A 17,312-nucleotide genomic window follows, 5' to 3' on the forward strand; every position below is an offset into this window, starting at 1 on the left:
TAATGCCGGCCGGGGCGCTGTCAGACGCACCCCGGCCGGCGGGTGCTCAGCCCTTCAGCTGCGCGTTCATCATGTAGACACCGGGGATGTTGAGCGCCTGCACGCCGCTCAGCTTCTTGGCGTCCCATGCGGTGGAGAGCTGCATGTGCATGACCGGGTAGATGACGCCCTGGTCTGCGATCATGTTCAGCGCCTTCTTCATGTCGGCGTCGGTGGTCTTCGTCGAGTCCGACTGTTCGGCGGCGGTGAGGACCTTGTCGAGCGCCGCGTACTCGGGCGTCTGACCCCACTTGTTCCAGAGCATGAAGGTGTTGGTGTTGGAGTAGAACCAGCGCACGTTGAGGTCCGCGTCCGTCCCGAACTGGTTGGGGTTGCCCGAGAAGGTCAGCACGTCGGCCGGGTCGCCCTGCGCCACCTTGGTGTTGAAGGTGGCAGTCTCCACGACGTCGAGGTTCGTCTTGACGCCGATGGCCTCCCAGTCCTGCTTGATGGCGTTCACGGCGACGGTGGTCCAGGAGATGTTCGTCGAGAGCAGCGTGAGGCTGAGGTTGGTGACGCCGGCCTCCTGCAGCAGCTTCTTGGCCTCGGTCGGGTTGTAGTCGTACTGCGTGGTCGCCTTCGAGTAGTACGGGCTCGACTCCTGGAGGAAGCTCGTGGCGGGGGTGCCCTTGCCGGCGATCGAGACGTCGATCAGCTTCTTGGTGTCGATGGCCATCCGCAGCGCCTGACGGACCCGTTTGTCGTTGAACGGAGCCTTGCTGGTGTTGAAAGCCAGGCCCAGCAGGTTCATGCTGTCGGCGCCGTCCACTTTCAGTCCCTTGCCCTGGAGGCTGGCGATCGAGTCCTGCGGGATGTTGTCGGAGATCTGCACGCCGGAGACGCCGGAGGTCAGCAGGCTGGTGCGGGCGGCCGCGTCGACCGAGACGTTCCACTGCATCGAGTCGATCTTCGGGTGCAGCGGGCCGTTGTAGTCCTTGTTCAGCACGAATGAGGTGAACGACGTCGGCTCGGTGGCCTTGATCTCGAACGGGCCGGAGCCGAGCTGGTTCTTCGCGTCGGCGTAGAAGGAGTCCGGCTGTCCCTCGAAGATGTGCTTCGGCATGATCTTCAGGATCGAGAAGCGGTTGATCGCGTAGGGGAACGCGTTCTTGAAGTCGAGCTTCACGGTGTGCGCGTCGACCTTGACGGCATCCTTGAGCCAGCTCGAGAAGAAGGCCGTGGTAATCACGGGCTTCTGCGTGTTGAGTACCCGGTCGACGGAGAAGACGACGTCGTCGGCGGTGACCGGCTTGCCGTCGCTCCACTTGGCCCCGGACCGGAGCTTGAAGGTCCAGGACAGCGCCTTGGTGTCCTTCGGCATGTCGGCGGCGAGCGCGGCGTACGGCTTGCGGTCGATGGGCGAGGAGTCCCAGAGTGCTTCGTAGATGTGGTTCTCGGCGGACATCGCGAACGCGGAGCCGGTGTTCAGGGGGTCCCACGAGCTGTTGTTGTTATAGCCGATCGCGACCTCGACGTGGCCCTTCGCGGCGGCGCCGCCGACCGAGGTGCTCGACTGCGGTCCGGAGCAGGCCGCGACGAGCCCGACGGTGGCCACCGCGGCGACGAGACCGGCGAGGCGCTTGAGCGTTCGTGCTCGGGAACCCGGCAACTTCGTTGTTTCCACTGCTGTTCCTTTCGGGAATGTGCTGGGGGAGAAGAAGGACCCACATAGGACGTCCCACCTCTTGGAAACAAGACCGTAGATCACCTCCGACCACTTCGTCAATAGCGATTTTCCGATTGGGCGACCGACCCCATTGACTCGTTCCGCCAGCTTTGCAATACTCTCATGGCATCAAGACATCCCACGTCCTATCACCCGTGGGCTCAAAGGAGAATCGTGACGAACGCCGCCATCGCACCGCACCCGACCCTGGGCTCGGACGCCGACACCTCCCGTTTCCGCGGGATCATCCCGCCGGTCATCACACCGCGAACCGAGAGCGGACTGATCGACCGGGAGTCGCTCCAGCGCGTGACCTCGCACCTCCTCGATGGCGGCGTCGACGGGCTGTTCATCCTCGGGTCCTCCGGCGAGGTCCCTTATCTCACTCAGGAGGAGCGCGATCTCGTCACCACCACCGTCATCGAGGCGAGCGACGGACGGGTGCCGGTCCTGGCCGGAGCGAACGAGCAGACCACCGCACGCGTGGTGGCCGAGGCCGAGCGTCTCGCCGATCTGGGCGTCGATGCGCTGGTGGTGACGTCGCCGTTCTACGCGCTGTCCAACCAGGCAGAGGTCGGCCAGCACTTCCGGACGGTCCGCGAGCGCGTCGACCTGCCGCTCTTCGCCTATGACGTCCCCGTGCGGACGCACGTCAAGCTCGGCGTCGACGTGGTCCGCGAACTCGCCGAGGACGGTGTGCTGGCCGGGGTGAAGGACTCCTCTGGCGACGATGTCTCCTTCCGCCTCCTCGCGCTCGCGACCGAGCACCTGCCGGAGTTCCGGATGTTCACCGGTCACGAGGTCGTGGTCGACGGCGCACTGCTCGGCGGAGCGCACGGTGCGGTGCCGGGCCTTGCGAACGTGGACCCCGCCGGTTACGGCAAGCTCTATGCGGCCGCCGCCGAGGGTGACTGGCCCTCGGCTCGCCGCGAGCAGGACCGCCTCGCCCGCCTCTTCGGCATCGTGGAGGTCACCGAGACCGGTGTCTCGGCCGGCGCTGCCGGACTCGGCGCGTTCAAGACTGCGCTGCAGCTGCTCGGGGTCATCGCCAGCAACCGGATGAGCGAGCCGATGCGGTCGCTCGGAGCCGTCGAGACCGCCCGCATCCGCGGCCTCCTCGAAGCCTCGGGGCTGCTGTGACGGGGCTCGCGAACGGGTCCGTCGCGGCCTTCGGGGAGCACGGTGCCGCGCTCGTCTGACGCCCGGCTCGCCGTGGGCGTCGACCTCGGCGGCACCAAGATCGACGCGCGCCTGCTCGACGCGTCCGGAGACGTCCTCGCGCATGCGCGATCGGCCACGCCGCCCGCCGGTGGCCAGGCCGTCGTCGCCGAGATCGCGACACTGGTCGCCGCTGTGACCGAAGACCGCGATCCGGCAGAGCTGGCGGGCGTCGGGATCGGCGCGGCCGGGATCATCGACCCGGAAACCGGGGACGTCCTCGACGCGACCGACGCCATCGCAGACTGGAAGGGCGTCCACCTTGCGTCCGGGGTCGCCGGGCTGACTGGGCTGCGCGTGCGGGCGATCAACGATGTGCACGCCCATGCACTGGGCGAGTCGGCGCTGGCTGGGCTCCCTCGCAGCGCCTCCCTGCTCCTGATCGCGGTCGGCACAGGCGTCGGTGGCGCGTTCGTCCGCGACGGCGGGGTGGTCGCCGGGACCCACGGAGCCGCCGGTCACTTCGGTCACATCGCCTCCCCCACGCGATCGGGCTGCCATGCTCGTGCGGCGGTCGCGGGCATGCCGAGGCGAGCGGGTCGGGTCCGGCGATCCTCGCGACCTACCGGAGGCTCGGCGGTTCCGCGTCCGATGCGGTCGAGGTCGCGGCGCGTGCGGCGGAGGACGACGAAAGAGCTCGAGCCGCGATCGATCTTTCCGCCATCACCGTCGGCTCCGTCGTCGGCGGTCTCGTCAACGGCCTGGACCCCGACTTGGTGGTCGTCAGCGGGGGCGTGCCCCGCATTCCGGGCTGGTGGCAGACGTTCGAGACTGCCGCGCGGCAGGAGACCCTCCCGCTGCTCGCGTCCGTCGCGCTGCGGCCCAGTGCCGGCGACTCTGCCGCATGCCTGGGCGCGGCGAGCCTCGTCCTTGAAAAGGAGTACACCCCATGACCGACTTCTTCGACGCCGTCGCCGGGCGGCTGATCGTCTCCGCTCAGGCGTATCCTGGCGAGCCCATGCGCGATCCTCGGACCATGGTCGCCGTTGCGGAGTCCGCGGTGCGCGGCGGTGCCGCGGCCATCCGGTTGCAGGGCCTGGACGATATCCGGTTCGGCGCCGAGACCCTCGATGTCCCGGTCATCGGGTTGTGGAAGGACGGGAAGGACGGCGTCTTCATCACACCGACTTTGGAGCATGCGGTGGCCGTTGCCGCGGCGGGCGCGGATGTGGTCGCGCTCGACGGAACACGGCGGGACCGGCCGGACGGCCGCACGCTGGCCGAGGTCGTGAAGGCCCTGCGGAATGAGACCGACGCGCTCGTCATGGCCGACTGCGGAAGCGCCGAGGATGCGATCGCCGCCACGGAGGCGGGCGCCGACATCATCGGGACGACCCTCGCCGGGTACACCGGGGAACGCCCGCGCCGCGAGGGACCCGACTTCGACCTCATCGTCGAGCTCCGCTCGCTCGCGCTCGGCCGGTTCCTCGTGGCGGAGGGCCGCATCCAGACTCCGGGGCAGGCGCGGCAGGCGCTGGAGGCCGGGGCCGACTCCGTGGTGGTCGGCACCGCGATCACCCACCCGCAGAGCATCACCTCCTGGTTCGCGCGCGCGGTCGAGGCGCGATGAGAACCGTCGTCAGCGCGTACGCGGCCTCCCCGCACACACGCGCTGGGATCCGGCGTTCGAGGAGCGCTTCCTCGCTGAGCTGGTCGCCTTGGACGGTGTCGACGCCCTGGAACTGCCGTGGCTCGGCCGCCTCCACCCTTATGACGACGACTGGCTGGTCTCGCGATTGCCCGCAACCGAGGTGGTTGTCACTGCGCTGCCTTGGACGATAACGCGCTCGAAGGAATCGCCCGGCTACGGCCTGGCCTCAACCGATGGGGGCGGCAGGGCGGACGCCATGGCCGACCTCGAGCGGATGCGCCGCGACCTCGCACGCCTGCCGGTGATCCCGAGCGTCATCCTCCTGCACACTGCCCCCAGCGGCGGGTCCGGTTCGGTCGACGCCCTCCGGGATTCGCTTGCGGAATTCGCGTCGTGGGACTGGAGCGGCTCCAGGCTCGCGATCGAGCACTGCGACGCGGCCGTACCGGGCCGCCCGTTCGAGAAGGGCTTCCTCGGTCTCCCCGACGAGCTGGCGGCACTCGAGGGGATCGCGGAAGCGGGGCTCTGGCTGAACTGGGGGCGGTCGGCCGTCGAACTGCGGGACGCGGGCGCCGTCACCGCGCAGGTCACGGCCGCCGCCGCGTCGGGTCGACTCCTGGGGCTCACCCTCTCCGGAGCCGCTGACACGGACGGCCCCTACGGACCGGCGTGGGCCGACGCCCACCTCCCTTTCGCCGAGTCTGATCCGGTGTCGGGCTCGCTGCTGACCCGCTCAGCCGCTCGCTCAGCCCTTCGGGCCGCGGGCGACGCGCCGTGGCGCGGGCTGAAGGTGAGTCGACGGCCAGGCGACGAGTCGGTTGTCGAGGTGCTCGCGACCGTGGAGGCCAACCTCGCAGTGCTGCGCGAGGCCGATGAAACACCGGTTGCCGCCCTGGGCGCGGCGCTCGTAGGAGGAACAGATGGCTGAAGTCGTAGTCGTAGCAGACAAGGACGCGGCGGGCGAGCTCGCGGCGGAGTCGATCCAGCGGCTGATCTCCGCCAAGCCGGATGCCGTGCTCGGGCTGGCGACCGGCTCCACCCCGTTGCCGGTCCACCGTGCGCTGGCCCGGCGGATCGCCGAGTCGGGCCTCGACGTCTCGCACGTGCGGGGTTACGCACTGGACGAGTACGTCGGCCTGCCCGCGGGGCATCCCGAGTCGTATCGCGCCGTCATCACGCGCGAGGTCGTGGAGCCGCTCGGGCTCACGCCGTCACTCATCCACGTGCCCAATGGCGCCATCGCGACCATCGAGCACGCCGGGGCCGACTACGAGAAGGCGATCGCGGAGTCCGGCGGCGTCGACGTGCAGATCCTGGGCATCGGCACCGACGGGCACATCGGGTTCAACGAGCCCGGCTCCTCGTTCGCGTCGGTGACACGGGTGAAGACGCTGACCGAGCAGACCCGCCGCGACAACGCCCGGTTCTTCGCCGACGAGGACGACGTCCCCATGCACTGCATCACCCAGGGCCTCTCGACCATCCTCCGAGCACGCCACCTGATGCTGCTGGCGTTCGGCGAGGGCAAGGCCGAGGCACTGGCCGGTGCGGTGGAGGGGCCGGTGTCGGCCTCCAACCCGGGCTCGGCCATCCAGCTCCACCCGCACGTGACCGTGCTCGTGGACGAGGCCGCGGCCTCCCGGCTGCGCAACATCGACTACTACCGGTACGCCTACGACCACAAACCCGCCTGGCAAAAACTCTGAACCACAGCGATCACGCCCGGGTCAGCGCGAAATTCTGGCTCCGGAACCTAGACGGTAAGACGCCGCTGGCGCCACTCGGCTAGTGGGCGCGATCGAATTGAGAGCTCTGGGGGCCGGGCGTCGCCGACTTCCCAATGAATCAAAGGGTGAACGGCGAATTCCGCGGGGCTTTTGTGGGGTAAGCGGCTAAGCCGCGATCAAGACGTGTTCCTGATCAGGGTTTTTACTGCGGAGACGGAGGGATTTGAACCCTCGGTCCCCTTACGGGGACTCCACCTTAGCAGGGTCGGGTAAGCCGACCAATTACCGCATTCTCGGTGCTCGGGCGCAACGAAAACGACGCCCTGCACAATCCGAAGATGATTGCAACTGTCCCCTTGCTGTCCCGGAATGAGGATGGCGTGCGCGAATACATCCACGACTGGATCGACGCAGCATCACGCGCTCAGACTGCGTACCAACGACTGGTGCGAGGCCAGCAGGATCGCGCACAGGTTGCACCGACAACGGAACGTGAACACCGGAAACCGCGATCAAGTTTCCGTCGATCCACCCAACGGTTACTTGCCCTGAAACGGGCAGGCGGGGAGACCACGGAGCGCTGACGTATCGAATGGGTCTCGAGTTCACCGCGTGGCTTGTGGGCGTTCGATGACGGCACCCAGTTGCTGCAGCGACGCCGTGAGCTGCCTCGCGTGTTCCGCAGCAGCGAGAAGATGGGGAGCCTCCGACGAGTTGTCGTCCGCGCCGAGATCATGAACGAGGCGGCGCAACAGCCCGACGAGAGAATGACCTCCGGACTCCATTCGTCCTATGATCTCGATGATCGTCCCCCTGTCAAGAGCACCTGCTCCGGCGGCGCACTCCAGCCGGGCCAGTGCCAGACGTGCAGCATCGGCTTCGTCGACGACGTGTCTGAGCGACGCATGGTGCGCGGTCGTCATCCCCGTATCCCTCAGCACGAGGCGATTCTCCCCCGGACCGGTGAACTCCGCGTGAACCAGCGCCCTCATAATCGGACGACCACGCGGAGCCCTTCTAGGATTGGTGGGTGGCAGACGATTCTGAGAACGACGACCGCATCGGCACCTCCTGGATCGTGCTCGTCTACCGGGTCCCCTCCGAGCCTACGCGGCTGCGAGCCACGGTGTGGCGGAGGTTGAAGGCGCTCGGCGCGATCTACCTCCAGAATTCCGTCGCGGCGCTGCCCGACGATGTGACGAGTGAGCGGGCGCTTCGCAAGCTGCGCCACGAGATCGTCGAGATGAACGGCACGGCCGCGCTCCTGCGCTCCGAGGTTCTTGCCGGCGACGCCGGCATCGTCGGGGCATTCCAGGCCGCGCGCACGGACGAATACGAGGAGATCATCGACCGTTGCCAGGGGTTCCTCCGCGAGCTCGAGAAAGAGTACGCCGAGCAGCACTTCAGCTATGCCGAGCTGGAGGAAAACGAGGTCGACTACACCAAGCTCGTCAACTGGCTCGAGAAGGTACAGACCCGCGATCGCTTCGGCGCACCGAAGCGGATCGAGGCGGAGGAGGCTGTGGCGTCGTGCGCCCAGGCGCTGGAAGAGTACGCCGCTCGCGTGTACGCGGAGGAACCGGAGGGGCACTGACGGCCTCCCCGGCTCCATTCGCGGTGCTCCGCGCAGCTCAGCTCAGCGCGCGCCGGATTCCGTAGGGGATGAGGATCAGCACGGCGATCGGCATGACCACCCAGGCGGCGGCCCAGGAGCTGACGGCGAAGGTGATCGCGAGGGCGACGGCCGTTCCTGCAGCGATCTGCCAATCGTCGCCGACGATGAAGTCCCACCAGAACAGGCCGAACGAGCGGAGGCCCCGGGTGACGGCGTTCGGCTGCGGCGCGGCGACGGTGGCGGCTGGGGCCGTGACTGGCGCAACCTGCTGTTGCGTCTCGCCAGCCCCCGGGGCCGTCGTCACGAGCACAGGCGCGGGCTCGGGCGCCTGTGCTGCCTCCCGACGGGTCTGCGCGGCTTTGCGGCGGCGCAGCACAGCGACAAGCAACAGGGAGAAGACACCGACGGCCGGGATCAGAACCAGCAGCGCGAGATCGGCGCCCGGCCAGACCGCGGCTGCGCCCTCCGCGCCCCAGAACAGGCCGAACGACGTCAGCATCACACCGACGATGAATTTCAAAGTGTTCTCTGGAACCCGCGACAGCGGAGCGCGCACGACGATGCCGATGACGACGACGACGACGATGGCGACCGCAGCACCGAGGGACGCGAGGCCGACCTGGTGCTGGTTCGCACCGAAGGTGAGGACGATGAAGACGACCTCGAGGCCCTCCAGCAGCACCGCCTTGAACGAGAGCGTGAACGCGTACCAGTCGCTCACGCCGAAGCGCGTCTCCGAGCGGGCCGCTCGGGCCTCCTCGACCTCGCGCTTGTATATGAGGTCCTCGTCGTGCAGAGCCTTGTAGCCGCTGGCGCGGAGCACGGCCTTGCGGATCCACTGCATCCCGAAGACCAGGAGCAGCCCACCGACGATGAGGCGGAGGAAATCGATCGGGATGAGGGTGATTGCCGGGCCGACGATCGCGACGATGGCCGCGAGGACCACGACGCCGACGACCGTGCCGGTCAGGGCGGAGCGCCAATTGCGTGTCGCGCCGGCGGCCAGGACGATAGTGGTCGCCTCGACGGCTTCGACCAGACACGCCAGGAAGACGGCGATGACCAGGGCGAGAGAGTTCACGGGGATCCTTCCGAGTGTGATGCTCTGAGTGTAACAGCTGTTAGTTATGCCGTGTGGCGAATGGCGAACGCATGGCACTCGGCGGGGTCGATCGCCACCCGCGCCTGCGCGCCGCGCTGGCGGGCTGCCGCCGTGAACACCCCGGTGATCCGGCCCACCGGCGTCTCGACCACGTGCTCGTAGCCGCGGCCGCGATAGGCCACATCGACCACGACTGCGGGCAGCGTGCGGCCGTCGGCCGGCCCCGAGACGTCGTTGACGAAGGTCGTCGCTGTTGGCCGGATCAGCACCTCCACGTCATCGCCTGGCTGCAGTCCGGTCTCCCTGACGCGGCGACCAGGATGTGATCGGCGGCGAGGACGACCGTGGCGCCGTCGCGCCGCTCACGGACGATGCCGCGCGCGCTTCCCGCCACGCCGGTGAAGCGCGCGGCGAAGCTCGTGGCCGGATGCCGGTACAGCTCCTCGGGGGTGGCCAACTGCTCCAGGCGACCGGCGTTCAGCAGGCCGATCCGGTCGGCGAGCGCCATCGCCTCCGACTGGTCGTGGGTGATGTAGACCGCTGTCGCGCCTGTGGATCGGGTCAGCGTCGCGATCTCCACGCGCAGCCGCTCACGGAGGTCGGCGTCGAGGTTCGAGAGCGGCTCATCGAAGAGGATGAGCCGGGGCCGCCCGGCCAGAGCACGTGCGAGGGCGACGCGCTGCTGCTGGCCGCCGGAGAGTTCGTGCGGATAGCGGTCCTCTTTGCCGTCGAGACCGACGCTCTCGATTGCCTCCAGCGCGCGCCGACGCACCTCGGCTGCCTGATGCGACCCCCGGCGGAGGGCGTAGGACACGTTCTGCCGAACGGTCATGTGCGGCCACAGGGCATAGTCCTGGAAGACCATGGCGAGGCCGCGTTTCTCCGGCGGGAGGTGGTGGCGGCTGTCGGCGATGACGCGCGGGCCGAACTGCACGGTGCCTGCGTCGAAGCGCTCGACGCCGGCCAGGCCGCGCAGGAGCGTCGATTTGCCCGACCCGCTCGGGCCGAGCAGCACGAGGAATCCGCCCGGTTCGATGTCCAGATCGACCCCCTGCAACGCCTGCACCGATCCGTAGCGGCGCGCGGCGCCCCGCACGGTTACCGCGTGGCCATGCGCGTCCGGCTGCGCAGCCGCAGTGGACGTCGCCGCCGATGGTCTTATCTGGGTCGTCGTCATCGTGCCTCTCCGATCGTGCGCCAGCCCGCGGGTGCGAGGAGGCGGAACAGTCCGAAACCCACCGCCACCACGACGAGGGCGCTGGCGATGGCGATGACCTGCATCGCTGTCCCGCCGCCGAAGTCGTACTTGCCGAGGGCGTTCTCGATACCGACCGCGATCGGCTGCGACCCGGCAGGGCTGAGCAGCTGCGACACCGGCAGTTCGAGGAGGGTGCCCGCGTAGGTGAGTAGCCACGCGCTGAGGAGCGGCCGCGCCAGCACCGGGAACCCAACGCCCAGCCATGACTGCAGGGGCCCGCGACCGTGCACCCGCGAGGCGTGCACGACGTTGTCCTGCAGCTGGCCGACCGAGCCGACCAGCACTCGCGTGGTCGACGGGAGCGCCGAGGCGAGATACGCGAGCAGCAGCAGCGCTGTCGTGCCGTAGAGGTGGATGCCGGCCGCGTTCACTGCCGGGAGGTTGTACGCGAAGATGTAGCCGGCCGCGAAGACGATGCCGGGCAGCGCGACAGCGGCGAGAAGAACGAAGTCCAGCAGCCGCCCGCTGAGGGCAGTCCCCTTACGCGCGAGGACCCGGGCGCACAGTGCGGCCATCACGGTCGCGACCGTCGCCGTCGCCACTGCGCAACCGGCCGAGAAGAGCAGCGGACCGGACAGGTCGGGGCTGGTGAGCACGCGTTGGTAGTTCGCGAAGTCCCACTGGTGCGTTCCTGTCAGGCTCCCGAGGCCATCGATCATGGAGGCCGACACCGCGCCGAAAGCGGGGACGCCGAGCGCGACGACGACGAAGAGTGTCAGTCCCGTGACCCAGGCAATGGTCACGGGGATGCCGAGCTGGCGCCGAGCGGGCCTCCTGCTGCGGCCGCCGAGGGTCTGGTAGCTGCGGCCGCGGAGGGCGGCGTTCTGCAGGACGAGCGCGAGCACGATAAGTCCGAGCAGGATCCAGCTGACCGCCGCCGCGACAGGGAACTGCGCGGGAAACGCCTGTACCGCCGTGTAGATCGCACCGGTAGCGACAGGGAAGTGCGCAAGACTCGTCAACGTTGCGGCGACACCGTAGTCGCTGATCGACTCGGCGAACACGATCGCGAGCGCCGACCAGACGGCGGGCGCGATCAGCGCGACGACGATCCGGCCCGCGGCGAGGCGGCTTCCGCCGTGCACGCGGGACGCCTCCAGAAACTCGTCGCCGAGGCCGCGGAGTGCGTTGGAGATGGTGAGGTAGGCGAATGGCACGCCCTTGACCGTGAGGATGAGCGCGATGCCGACCGGTCCGTAGAAGACGTTGCGCGCCCAGGGCGCATCAAGACCGAGGATGGCCAGCACACCGTTCGGCTCCAGCAGCCGCTCCCAGCCGAGCGCGATCAGGTACGACGGCATCAGCAGGATCGCGAAGGCGAAGCCTGTCCACACCCTGCGCAGCGGGATGGTCGTGCGGTGCACCGCCCACGCCATCGCGAAGCCCACTGAGACGCCGACGACCGACGCGACCACGCCGAGGGCGACCGAGTCGGCGAACGCCTGCAGCAGCGGCCCCGACATCGCCTGCTGGAACGCGTCCACGCTGAACCAGGCGGTGCCTTGACCGAGCAGCGCCGGGCTGAACGCGACGGCGAGGAAGAGGGCGATCGGGAGGACGAGGATCAAGACGACGACGAGCCAGAGCCCGGTGAGAGCGTTCGGACGGGGAATCACCCACCGACGGGCCATCGGCGCGGCAAGCGGCACCGCGCCGCCCTTCCGATTCGGCAGAAGGGCGGCGTCGGCCCGCTCGGCGAAGTGAATCGCGAGCATCGGTGCGCCTACTTGATGTTGCTGTCGAACCAGCTGACGACCTCGGCCTGCTTCGGACCCCAGAACGCCGGGTCGATCTGCTGGTACGCGGTCGGGAAGGAGGGGACGCCGGTCGCCGGGTCCACACCCGTAACCACCGGCCAGTAGAGCGAGTCGCCGGTCGGGTCGGCGCCCTGCATCACCTTCTGGCCCTCGGCCGACGTGACGTAATCGATGAACTGCTTCGCCTCGGCCTGCTGCGTGGCGTTCGCGCCCTTGTCGATTGCGATGACAGACGGCAGGAGGGTCGATTTCGGCAGGTAGACGACCTTCGGCTGGAAGTTCGCCGACGCCTTGACCTTCGCGATCTCACCTAGCGCTGCCGAGCTCTGGATGAGTCCGTAGTCGATCTGGCCGGTCTCCAGCGCGTGCAGCGTGTCACCGTTGGTCGGGAACACCTTCAGCCCGTTGGCCTTGAGCTTGGTGAGGTACGCCTCTCCCGCCTTTTCGCCGCCGGACTTGCCGCCCAGCTGATTCATCAGACCCGCAATGAACGGGTAGGTCGGCCCTGACTGCGACGGGTCGTTCATTCCGACCTTGCCCTGGTAGGCGCCAGTCAGGAGGTCGTCGTAGCTCGAGGGAACTGCGGAGGCCTTGGCGGCGTTGTAAATCAGCGCGGCCATAACCGTGGTGCCAGTGGGCGTGTAGCTGTGATCTGCGGGCACAACCGTCTTGCCGGCATCCGTAAAAGTGGCTTTCGGCGTATACGGCGCGAGCAGACCCTGCTGATCAAGAGACGAGAACGCGGTGTCGCCGTCCACCCACAACATCGACCACTGCGGGTTGTTCTTCTCCGCCGAGATCTTGGTCAACAGCGGACCCGTGCTGTCATCGTCGACCTTGACCTCGATGCCGGTCTTCTTCGTGAACGCCTTGGCGACGGCCGAGTCATAGCCCTCCGCCGCATAGAGCACCAGCGGCTGCTTGCTGGAGCTGGAGTCGGCGGCGCCCGCGGTGGCGGAGCATCCGGCCAGTGCTGCGATGGACGCGACGGCAATCGCCGAGGCGAGGACGACACGCTTTCCACGTAGGTTCATTTGAGTCTCCACAGAGTGTTCGGGTGGTGGTCTAACGACGGTTAGACGATAGAAGTGTCAGGCGACACGCGAGCGAGCGCGAATTGAACAGATCGTTAACGGATCGGAGGCGTCCGGGTGGTTCGCACTCAGGAACGCCGCATAGCGTCGCTCGCGTGGGTAGCCAGCAATCGTCCGGCCCGGGCGCACATCCGAACCGTCACCGGACGGCCGCGCTACCGGCGCGGGCCGGGGCGCTGGTCGCGTTCGCCGTCCTGAGCGTCGTCGCGGGCGTGCTGGCCTCGGCGGGAGTCACCCCGCTGTCGCGATGGTGGCGACTGGGGTGAGCGACGGAGCGTCGGTGTTCAACGGCCTGCCGGACTACCTGAAGATCCAGCCCCCTGCACAGGTGAGCACTCTGTACGCCCAGCGCGCCGGCACGCAGGTGCCGATTGCATCGTTCTTCGCTCAGGACCGCACGGACGTATCGTGGAGCGGCACCGATGAAATGCTCAAGTCCGCCGTGCTCGCGGCTGAGGACCCCCGATTCTTCGAAGAAGGCCCGATCGATGTCGTGGGAACCATTCGGGCCGCGGCCGCCAACGCGGCGGGCCATCAGCTCGAGGGCGGCTCCTCGATCACCCAGCAGTATGTGAAGAACGTCCTGGTGCAGCAGTGCGACGCGCTCACCGACGCTCGCGCCTCGAAGAACTGCTACCAGCAGGTAACCGCCACCACACTGCAACGCAAGACCCAGGAGTTGCGCTACGCCGGGGAGGTGTCCAAGCAGTACTCGAAGGACCAGATCTTGACCGCGTACCTCAATCTCGTCGGGTTCGGAGGGAACATCTACGGGGCACAAGCGGCCGCCGAATACTACTTCGGTGTGTCAGCGGACGCGGTGTCGCTTCCCCAAGCCGCCACCCTCGCCGCGATTATCAACAGCCCCTCGGATCTGCGGATCGACCAGCCCGGCAACGCGGCGAACGGAGCGGCGAATCACTACGCCCGCACGTTGGCACGGCGCAACTACGTCCTCGACCGCATGTACGTGAACCATCGCATCACCGCCGGCCAACGCGCCGCGGCGAAGGCCACAACGATCCAGCCGCACCTCACGGCGGCGACCAGCGGATGCACAGCCGCGGCCGCGGTCGACGCCGGGTTCTTCTGCGAATACGTCAAGGACGAGTTGCTGAACGACCCGGCCTTCGGCAAGACCGCCACCGACCGGTGGGCCGCTCTCAACCGGGGCGGGCTGCAGATCTACACCACGCTCAAACTCGGCCTGCAGCAGCAAGCCCAGCAAGCGCTCGACGCCTACATCCCCTCGACGAAACCCGGGATGCACCTCGGCGCATCGAACATCTCCGTGGAGCCGGGCACCGGGCACATCGAGACGATGGTCGAGAACAAGTCATTCGACGAGAGCAGCCAAGCCGGGCCAGGGGCCACCGCCGTGAATTTCAACACCGATTCCGCCTACGGTGGGTCGCAGGGCTTCCAAACCGGATCGGCCTTCAAGGCGTTCACGATCGCCGCGTGGCTGGAGGCAGGGCACACGCTCTCCGAGATGATCGACGCCTCCCACCACACCTTCCCGATGTCTGACTTCCACAGCAGTTGCGGCCCGGTCTCGGGGCCGCCGTGGCAGGTCAGCAATGACGAGGGATCGGCATCGCGGCTGAGCGTCATGGCGGCGACCGCGCAATCGGTCAACACGGCCTTCGCCATGATGGGCACCAAGCTCGACCTGTGCTCGATCCTGCACACCGCGGAGGCCCTCGGCGTCCATGCCGCGTCGTCGGCCAACCCCCTTACGTCGGTCCCATCCATGATCCTCGGCGTCAACTACATCTCGCCGCTCACGATGGCGACCGCATACGCGGCGATCGCCGATGGTGGGACAGTCTGCACACCGGTCGCGGTCGAGAAGGTTACCGGGCCGCACGGCACACCGCGTCCGGTCTCGCCCAGCTCCTGCACCCGCGGCATCCCCGGGAACATCGCGGCCGGCGTCGCATATGACCTGCAAGGCGTTCTCCGCGCGGGAGGGACCGCCGCTAGCGCGAACCCCCAGGATGGTGTCCCGATGCTCGCCAAGACCGGGACCACCGACCACGCAGTCCAGAACTGGCTCGTCACCTCGACCACGAAGATCGCAACGGCCACCTGGGTCGGGAACGTCTCCGGATCCGTTCGCCTCCGCGGTGAGTTCTTTCACGGCGTCGACGGAGGCAACGTGAAGTTCGACATCGCTCGCCGCATCCTGACCGTACTGGACCAGCGGTTCGGCGGAGCCCCCTTCACCCCGCCGACCCCGGCCATGGTCGGCGGCTCCGTCCGTCCGGCCGGCTAAACCCCGAAGAGAGACGCATGTTCGCACTCAGCATCCCGAGCCCGCCACCGCAGTGGGCGCAGTTTCAGCTCGGCCCGCTCACGATCCACACCTACGCGCTGTGCATCCTGAGCGGAATCATCGCCGCCGCGTTCATCACCGCCCACCGGCTCGGCCGCCGCGGGGTGGACCGCGGAATCGTGCTCGACGTCATCTTCTGGGCGGTACCGCTCGGGATCGTGTGCGCCCGCTTCTACCATGTGTTCACCCACGTCGGCGACTACTTCTACCCCGGTGCGAACCTCTGGAACATCTTCGCGATCTGGGACGGCGGGAACGCTCTCTACGGGTCCCTGCTCGGTGGCGCGGTCGGCGTCTACATCGCCTGCCGGCGCGCCGGACTGCGGTTCTGGGCATTCGCCGACGCACTCGCCCCGGCGCTCCTCGTTGCCCAATCCCTGGGCCGATTGGGAAACTACTTCAATCACGAACTCTTCGGACTGCCCACCACCCTTCCCTGGGGCTTGCAGATCGAGGCCACGAACCCCAAGTTCCCGGCCGGGATGCCGGCTGGAACCCTGTTCCACCCGCTCTTCCTCTACGAGATCATCTGGAACCTGTGCGGGGTCGCCGTCATCCTCCTGCTCGAGCGACGATTCCGGTTGCAATGGGGGCGCGTGCTCGCGCTCTACCTCATCTGGTACGGACTCGGCCGCAGCTGGCTCGAAGCCATCCGCATCGACCCGACCAGCGACGGCTGGCTCGGCATCCCCGCAAACGTGTGGGCGTCATTCGTCGCGGTAGGGGTGGGGGTCATCCTGTTCGTCGTGCAGACGCGGCGACACCCCGGCGGTGAACCATCTCCCTACCTGCGCGACGCCCTTCCCGCGCGTGACCCCCGCGCATCCGAGGTATCAACCGCCCTCGAGACAACGGAATCCGCCGCACCCTAGCTTGGAACTCCCGGTGTCTGGGCCCTCCAAAGGTTCGAAGTTCTCCGTTCCGGGGGACACTGGAGGGTGCTGACGGTGGTGGTCACCTGCACGGCTTCGGCTTCTGGTTCGCAAGGAGAGCAATGCTTTTTCACGCGTCAATTCCGTTTCTCGATGCCTCGACCTGGCTGCACGCGTTCGGCCCCTGGGTGCTGGTGGGGATCGGCGTCGTTGTCTTCATCGAGTCCGGTTTGCTGTTCCCTTTCCTTCCCGGGGATTCCCTGCTCATCACGGCAGCGATCCTGGCACCGCATCTCGGGATTCAGGCCTGGCAGGTCGCCGTGGTCGCAGCCATCGCCGCGTTCGCGGGAGACCAGGCGGGGTATTGGCTTGGCAAGCGGTTCGGGCGCGGCTTGTTCAAGCCGGATGCCCGTGTCTTGAAGACCGAGCGTCTTGAGCAGGCCGAAGCGTTCTTCGCGCGATACGGCGGCGTGTCCTTGGTGCTCGGCCGGTTCGTTCCCTTCGTGCGCACGTACGTGCCTCTCGCGGCGGGCATCGCGGCACTGCGCTACCCGCGTTTCCTCCTCTGGAACGCGCTCGGCGGCGTGAGCTGGACGATCGTCATGGTCGTGCTCGGTGTCCTCCTGGGCGGCATCCCCTTTGTTGCGAACAATATCGACGTGCTCATGCTCGTCGTCGTCGCCGTGTCGGTGGCACCCCTGGTGATCCACGCTCTGCGCCAGCGACGGTCCGCTGCGAGCCGTCGCCGCGAAGAAGCAGAGGCTCCGGTCGAGTAGGCGTTGGAGTGCGGAACGCACACCGCCAGGTTCGACCGTGGATCTCGTAGGGTGGGTTCGATGGAAAACACGACGGCACGCATATTTAGCACCCTCTTGGGCCTTGTCATCTGCGTTGCCGGCGTCGGAACCGCTGCCGTGGCTGTCATCCTCACCGTGGAGTATGCCTGGGGATGGCTCTTCCTCGTCGGTCCACTCGCACTTGCCCTTGCGCTGCTCTGTTTTCGATGGGCACTCGACTGATATCGCTTTGAAGCCG

Annotated in this window: 17 protein-coding genes and 2 pseudogenes; 12 read left to right on the top strand and 7 right to left on the bottom strand. The window is 67.7% G+C overall.

All coding sequences use genetic code 11. From position 1 onward, the window contains the following. Nucleotides 1-46: 46 nt before the first annotated feature. Complete coding sequence (locus tag ACRAWC_RS10595) at nt 47-1,663, bottom strand: ABC transporter substrate-binding protein (RefSeq protein WP_431347685.1); 1,617 nt, start codon at nt 1,661-1,663, stop codon at nt 47-49. A gap of 216 nt (nt 1,664-1,879) precedes the next feature. Here ACRAWC_RS10595 and ACRAWC_RS10600 point away from each other — a divergent pair, with 216 nt between their 5' ends. From ACRAWC_RS10600 to ACRAWC_RS10625, 6 genes and pseudogenes are all read left to right on the top strand, one after another. Next, a complete protein-coding gene (locus ACRAWC_RS10600) occupies nt 1,880-2,845 on the top strand; it encodes a dihydrodipicolinate synthase family protein (RefSeq protein WP_431347686.1) in 966 nt (321 codons plus the stop codon). A 72-nt stretch (nt 2,846-2,917) separates the two neighbouring features. Then, a pseudogene (locus ACRAWC_RS10605) lies at nt 2,918-3,334 on the top strand (ROK family protein); the annotation flags it as partial. Between the two features lie 83 nt (nt 3,335-3,417). After that, a complete protein-coding gene (locus tag ACRAWC_RS10610) occupies nt 3,418-3,816 on the top strand; it encodes an ROK family protein (protein WP_431349420.1) in 399 nt (132 codons plus the stop codon). Next, the gene (locus ACRAWC_RS10615; RefSeq protein ID WP_431347687.1) at nt 3,813-4,493 is read left to right on the top strand and encodes an N-acetylmannosamine-6-phosphate 2-epimerase; all 681 of its coding nucleotides are present in this window, start codon (nt 3,813-3,815) and stop codon (nt 4,491-4,493) included. The genes ACRAWC_RS10610 and ACRAWC_RS10615 overlap by 4 nt, the downstream gene beginning before the upstream one ends. 58 nt (nt 4,494-4,551) lie before the next feature. Next, a pseudogene (locus ACRAWC_RS10620) lies at nt 4,552-5,442 on the top strand (DUF4862 family protein); the annotation flags it as partial. Further along, nucleotides 5,435-6,220 (top strand): glucosamine-6-phosphate deaminase, encoded by a 786-nt coding sequence (locus tag ACRAWC_RS10625; RefSeq protein WP_431347688.1) that lies wholly within the window; start codon nt 5,435-5,437, stop codon nt 6,218-6,220. The pseudogene ACRAWC_RS10620 and the gene ACRAWC_RS10625, both read left to right, overlap by 8 nt. 626 nt (nt 6,221-6,846) lie before the next feature. On the opposite strand, the gene ACRAWC_RS10630 is transcribed toward ACRAWC_RS10625, so the two are convergent. Next, a complete protein-coding gene (locus tag ACRAWC_RS10630; protein ID WP_431347689.1) occupies nt 6,847-7,164 on the bottom strand; it encodes a hypothetical protein in 318 nt (105 codons plus the stop codon). Nucleotides 7,165-7,271: 107 nt separating this feature from the next. Between ACRAWC_RS10630 and ACRAWC_RS10635 the strand changes: the two genes are divergently transcribed. Then, nucleotides 7,272-7,835 (top strand): Chromate resistance protein ChrB, encoded by a 564-nt coding sequence (locus tag ACRAWC_RS10635; RefSeq protein ID WP_431347690.1) that lies wholly within the window; start codon nt 7,272-7,274, stop codon nt 7,833-7,835. Between the two features lie 37 nt (nt 7,836-7,872). Here the strand turns inward: ACRAWC_RS10635 and ACRAWC_RS10640 are convergent, their stop codons facing one another. Genes ACRAWC_RS10640 through ACRAWC_RS10660 form a run of 5 tightly spaced genes read right to left on the bottom strand, consistent with a single transcriptional unit; the run spans nt 7,873 to nt 13,007 of the window. Beyond that, on the bottom strand, nt 7,873-8,937 hold the full coding sequence (locus ACRAWC_RS10640) for a COG4280 domain-containing protein (RefSeq protein WP_431347691.1): 1,065 nt from the start codon (nt 8,935-8,937) through the stop codon (nt 7,873-7,875). Between the two features lie 44 nt (nt 8,938-8,981). Next, nucleotides 8,982-9,233, bottom strand: coding sequence for a TOBE domain-containing protein (locus tag ACRAWC_RS10645; RefSeq protein WP_431347692.1), 252 nt, complete (start codon nt 9,231-9,233; stop codon nt 8,982-8,984). Continuing rightward, on the bottom strand, nt 9,221-10,135 hold the full coding sequence (locus ACRAWC_RS10650) for an ABC transporter ATP-binding protein (protein ID WP_431347693.1): 915 nt from the start codon (nt 10,133-10,135) through the stop codon (nt 9,221-9,223). Before ACRAWC_RS10650 ends, ACRAWC_RS10645 begins: the two co-directional genes overlap by 13 nt. Beyond that, on the bottom strand, nt 10,132-11,931 hold the full coding sequence (locus ACRAWC_RS10655; RefSeq protein WP_431347694.1) for an ABC transporter permease: 1,800 nt from the start codon (nt 11,929-11,931) through the stop codon (nt 10,132-10,134). The genes ACRAWC_RS10650 and ACRAWC_RS10655 overlap by 4 nt, the downstream gene beginning before the upstream one ends. An 8-nt stretch (nt 11,932-11,939) precedes the next feature. Next, nucleotides 11,940-13,007, bottom strand: a complete 1,068-nt coding sequence (locus tag ACRAWC_RS10660; RefSeq protein WP_431347695.1) for an ABC transporter substrate-binding protein — start codon at nt 13,005-13,007, stop codon at nt 11,940-11,942. A 155-nt stretch (nt 13,008-13,162) separates the two neighbouring features. Here ACRAWC_RS10660 and ACRAWC_RS10665 point away from each other — a divergent pair, with 155 nt between their 5' ends. The 5 genes from ACRAWC_RS10665 (at nt 13,163) to ACRAWC_RS10685 (ending at nt 17,296) form a co-directional block, all read left to right on the top strand. Beyond that, complete coding sequence (locus tag ACRAWC_RS10665) at nt 13,163-13,333, top strand: hypothetical protein (protein ID WP_431347696.1); 171 nt, start codon at nt 13,163-13,165, stop codon at nt 13,331-13,333. Further along, nucleotides 13,330-15,345, top strand: coding sequence for a transglycosylase domain-containing protein (locus ACRAWC_RS10670; RefSeq protein ID WP_431347697.1), 2,016 nt, complete (start codon nt 13,330-13,332; stop codon nt 15,343-15,345). The genes ACRAWC_RS10665 and ACRAWC_RS10670 overlap by 4 nt, the downstream gene beginning before the upstream one ends. A gap of 17 nt (nt 15,346-15,362) precedes the next feature. Then, nucleotides 15,363-16,277 (top strand): prolipoprotein diacylglyceryl transferase, encoded by a 915-nt coding sequence (gene lgt / locus ACRAWC_RS10675; protein ID WP_431347698.1) that lies wholly within the window; start codon nt 15,363-15,365, stop codon nt 16,275-16,277. A gap of 122 nt (nt 16,278-16,399) precedes the next feature. Beyond that, nucleotides 16,400-17,053, top strand: coding sequence for a DedA family protein (locus ACRAWC_RS10680; RefSeq protein WP_431347699.1), 654 nt, complete (start codon nt 16,400-16,402; stop codon nt 17,051-17,053). Nucleotides 17,054-17,113: 60 nt separating this feature from the next. Further along, entirely contained in the window at nt 17,114-17,296 is a 183-nt protein-coding gene (locus ACRAWC_RS10685) for a hypothetical protein (RefSeq protein WP_431347700.1), read from the top strand. Nucleotides 17,297-17,312: the final 16 nt, after the last annotated feature.

Source organism: Leifsonia sp. L25 (assembly GCF_050632895.1).